This window comes from Frankia sp. AiPs1, assembly GCF_023716945.1.
In the GTDB taxonomy this organism is placed as follows: domain Bacteria; phylum Actinomycetota; class Actinomycetes; order Frankiales; family Frankiaceae; genus Frankia.
Window position 1 is genome coordinate 1 of the sequence record NZ_JAMQQF010000500.1, and the last position, 4,435, is coordinate 4,435.

At 71.5% G+C, this 4,435-nt stretch carries 4 protein-coding genes; all 4 read right to left on the reverse strand.

The genetic code is table 11. From position 1 onward, the window contains the following. Positions 1 to 1,054, reverse strand: a 1,054-nt coding sequence (locus ND748_RS26085) for a bifunctional oligoribonuclease/PAP phosphatase NrnA (RefSeq protein ID WP_251748792.1), incomplete at its 3' end; no start/stop codon positions are given. Between the two features lie 163 nt (positions 1,055 to 1,217). Further along, positions 1,218 to 1,817, reverse strand: a complete 600-nt coding sequence (gene rbfA, locus ND748_RS26090) for a 30S ribosome-binding factor RbfA (RefSeq protein WP_251748794.1) — start codon at positions 1,815 to 1,817, stop codon at positions 1,218 to 1,220. A gap of 207 nt (positions 1,818 to 2,024) precedes the next feature. Next, the gene (locus ND748_RS26095) at positions 2,025 to 2,357 is read right to left on the reverse strand and encodes a DUF503 domain-containing protein (RefSeq protein WP_251748795.1); all 333 of its coding nucleotides are present in this window, start codon (positions 2,355 to 2,357) and stop codon (positions 2,025 to 2,027) included. An 88-nt stretch (positions 2,358 to 2,445) separates the two neighbouring features. Continuing rightward, positions 2,446 to 4,435, reverse strand: a 1,990-nt coding sequence (infB, locus tag ND748_RS26100; RefSeq protein ID WP_251748797.1) for a translation initiation factor IF-2, incomplete at its 5' end; no start/stop codon positions are given.

Genomic DNA, 4,435 nt, shown 5'->3' on the forward strand with positions numbered 1-4,435 from the left:
CGCGCCCGGCGGCGGCGTCGGGGCCGGTCAGGGCGCCACCGGTGGGGGCGGTCAGCCGCGGTGCCCGAGCCAGCGCCGCCCGCACCGTGTCCATCAGCTCCGTCAGTTCCACGCCCGTCACGAAGCCGGCGGCCAGGCGGTGGCCGCCGCCCCCGAGCCCGGTGCACAGCACGCCGACGTCGACGCTCCCCTTGGACCGCACGGAGACCTTCCAGACGCCGTCATCCTGCTTGCAGATCAGGGCAACCTCGGCCTCGGCCGCCGTGCGCAACGTGTCGATGAAGCCCTCGATCTCGTCGTAGTCCAGCCCAGCGGTCCGCAGATCGGCCTGGGTGCACCAGGTCCAGGTCAGGTCGTGCTCGGGTTCCAGCCTGGCCCGGCCCAGCACCTCACCGAGAAGCTTCAGGTAGCCGAACGGGTGGGTGTCCCACAACGCCCGGCCGATCAGATCGTGCCGGATGCCGGTGGCCAGTAGGCGCGCGGCGAGGCGGTGCACCGCGGGCGTCGTCGCCGCGAACCGGAAGGAGCCGGTGTCCGTGACCAGGCCGGTGTAGATCGCCGCAGCCAGGTCCGCGTCCAGCGACACCCCGAGAGCGTCGATCAGGTTGACGACCATCGCGCTGGTCGAGGCGGCCTCGCTGTCCACGAGGTTGAGATCGCCGAAACGGGTGTTGGAAGCGTGATGATCGACGACGACCACCCGGCCGCCGGTGATGATCTGGGCAAGCCGGCCGAGCCGGGACCGGCTGGCCGCGTCCAGGCAGACCACGAGCCCCGGCCGGGCGGTGATCGCCGCCGGATCGACGAGCAACTCCTGGCCCGCGAGGAAACGCAGCGTCCGGGGAACGGCGAAGGGCTCGGCATCGAAGGTCACTCTGGGCCGCGCCCCAAGCGTCCGCAGCGCCAGCGCGAGAGCCAGGGCCGAACCGAGACTGTCGCCGTCGGGATTGACGTGCGCGACGAGCAGGATGTCGTCTCCGGCGTCGACGGCCGCCGTCAGCGCGGCCACCACGGCCGCCCGGTCGGCCGCCACGAGATCGCTCGCGTCGCTCATCGCCCGTCCCATCGCCGTGTCCGTGGCTCGTCCGCACGCCGTGGCTCGTCGGCACGCCGTGGCTCGTCGGCACGCCGGGACCCGCCGGTACGCCGGCGGCCCGTCCCCCTCGAGCAGCCCGTCTCCTTCGAGCCGTCCGTTCCCTTCGAGCGGCCTGTCACTGTCAGCGCCCGGCGGTCGAATCGCCGCCAGGCGACGCCGAATACCCCCGATGGCCGCCGGCCGCGCCGGCCTCCCGCGCCCCGGCATCTGCGCCGGGGGTGTCGTCCGCGTCGAACTCCCCGACGTCGTCGAACTCCCCGACGATGCCGGTGTCCACATCGTCCTCGACGTCGTCGTCGACGGTCCGCGGACGACGGTAGGGATCTTCCTCGCCCGCCGGCTGGGCGTCGCGACGCACCTCGGCCAGCTTGGCATCCCGCTCCCGGGCGACGCTGATCAGATCCTCCAGGTGCTTGGCATCGTCGGGCAGCCGGTCGTGCACGAAGGCGAGGGTCGGGGTGACCTTCACGCCGGTGGCGCGGCCGACCTGACTGCGCAGCAGCCCGCGAGCGGATTCCAGCGCCTCGGCCGACGCACGGCGTGCGTCCTCATCGCCGTACACGGTGTAAAACACGGTCGCGTCGACCAGGTCGGGCGTGACTCGCACCTCCGTGACCGTCACCATGCCGAGGCGGGGATCCTTCACGCCGCGTTCCAGCGCGGACGCGACCACCTCACGAATTCGCACCGCCAGCTTCCGTGCCCGGGCCGGATCAGCCACCGTAGACCTCCTCGTTCCGTGTTACCTCGGCGTCGTTCCCGCCGCGATCCCGTCCACCCGGCGACGCCACCGTGATCGCCATCGCGCGGGGATCGCTACCGCGCGGGGAACAGCCACCGCGCGGGAGTGCACGCCGCCGCCGGATGCCCGATCGTCCGGGCGACGCCGGGGTGGGCGATCGGGGCCCTGCGGCGGGCGGAAAGCGGCTCAGTCGAGGGGGCCCGCGGACAGGTGCGGCAGCCCGTCGGCGTCGTCCTCGGCCAGGCAGCGCTCGCGCGCGGCGAGGATCTCGACCTCGGGGCGCCCTGCCACCAACTGCTCGCAGGCACGTAGAACCTCGATGCAGTGCGCTCGGTCCGCGGCGACGACCGCCATGCCGATCTCGGCCCGACGGTGCAGGTCGAGATGCCCCGTTTCGGCGACGCTGAGGGCGAAACGACGGCGCAGTTCGGCCACGATCGGCCGGACCACCGAGCGCTTCTCCTTCAGCGAGTGCACGTCTCCGAGCAGCAGGTCAAGGCTGAGAGTCCCGATCCACATGATCGTCTACCGCGGTGCGGCCCCCGAGCCGCCGGTGCCGACCGGGCGCGCATGCGCCCGACCGATCGGCACCGACCGGCATCGTGCCTCAGACGCGGGGAACCTCCCGCTGCTCGAAGGTCTCGATGACGTCGTCGACCTTGATGTCGTTGAACGACCCGAGACCAATACCGCACTCGTAGCCCTCGCGGACCTCGGTCGCGTCGTCCTTGAACCGCTTGAGCGACTCGACCGTGAGGTTGTCGGCCACGACCACGCCGTCGCGGATGAGACGGGCCTTGGTGTTGCGGCGGATGATGCCGGAACGGACGAGCGAACCCGCCACGTTGCCGATCCGCGGCACCCGGAAGACCTCGCGCACCTCGGCGGTACCGAGCTGCGCCTCCTCGTAGACCGGCTTGAGCATGCCCTTGAGGGCGTTCTCGATGTCCTCGATGGCCTGGTAGATCACCGAGTAGTACCGGACCTCGACGCCCTCGCGGTCGGCCAGCTCCGTCGCCTTGCCCTGCGGGCGGACGTTGAAGCCGATGATGACCGCGTCCGACGCCGACGCCAGCATGACGTTGGTCTCGGTGATCGCACCGACGCCCCGGTCGATGATCCGCAGACCGACCTCGTCGCCGACGTCGATCTTGAGCAGGGCGTCTTCGAGAGCCTCGACCGAACCGGAGACGTCGCCCTTGAGGATGAGGTTGAGCTGGGTCTTCTCGCCCTCCTTCATCCGCTCGAGGATCGTCTCCAGCGTCGGGCGGCCACGGCTGAGCGCGAGCTCGGCGTTACGCTCCCGCGCCTGGCGGCGCTCGGCGATCTGGCGGGCGACCCGGTCCTCGGGCACCACCAGGAAGTTGTCACCCGCGTCGGGGACGCTGGTGAAGCCGAGCACCTGCACCGGGCGGGCCGGACCCGCCTCGGTCACCTGATCGCCGTGTTCGTCGAGCATCGCCCGGACCCGGCCGAACGCCTCACCGGCGACCACCGAGTCGCCGACCCGCAGCGTGCCGCGCTGAACCAGCACGGTCGCCACCGGGCCACGGCCACGGTCGAGTCGGCCTTCGATCGCGACGCCCTGCGCCTCGGTACCCGTCGGGGCCCGCAGGTCCAGCGAGGCGTCGGCCGTCAGGATGATGGCCTCGAGCAGCCCGTCGATGTTCGTCTTGTTCCGGGCGGAGACATCGACGAACATCGTCTCGCCGCCGTACTCCTCGGCGACCAGCCCGTACTCGGTGAGCTGACCGCGCACCTTCGCCGGGTCGGCGCCCTCCTTGTCGACCTTGTTGACGGCCACGACGACCGGCACCCCGGCCGCCTGGGCATGGTTGAGCGCCTCGATGGTCTGGGGCTTCACGCCGTCGTCGGCCGCCACCACGAGGACCACGATGTCGGTGACCTGGGCACCGCGGGCACGCATGGCGGTGAAGGTCTCGTGACCCGGAGTGTCGATGAAGGTGATCGGCCGCTCGTCGCCGTCGACCGTGGCCCGCACCTGGTAGGCACCGATGTGCTGGGTGATCCCGCCGGCCTCGCCCGCGACCACGTCGGTGAAGCGGATGGCGTCGAGCAGCTTCGTCTTGCCGTGGTCGACGTGACCCATGACGGTCACGACCGGCGGCCGGATGCTGAGCTCGACGTCGTCGCCGTACTCGCCGCCGAAGGACAGGTCGAAGCTCTCGAGCAGCTCCTTGTCCTCGTCCTCCGGGCTGACGATCTGCACTTCGTAACCGAGGGTCACGCCGAGCAGCTGCAGTGTCTCGTCGGTGCAGGACTGGGTCGCGGTCACCATCTCACCGAGCTGGGTGAAGACGACCTGGACCAGCGCGCCGGGGTTCGCGTCGATCTTGTCCGCGAAGTCCGCCAGCGAGGCGCCGCGCGGAAGACGAATGGCCTGCCCGTTGCCACGGGGGACCATCGCGCCCATCCGCGGCGCCTCCAGGCCGCTCTCCCACTCCTGCCGCTTCGCGCGCTTGGACTTGCGCTGACGGCCGGGACGACCGCGGCCACCCGGGCCGAACGCACCTGCCGTGGTTCCGCCGCGCCCGCGGCCACCCGCCGCCGGACGACCGCCACCGCCCCCACCGGGA

Coding starts and splice junctions, on each gene's coding strand:
- ND748_RS26095 (WP_251748795.1), bottom strand. CDS start 2,357: ATGTGGATCGGGACTCTCAGCCTTGACCTGCTGCTCGGAGACGTGCAC.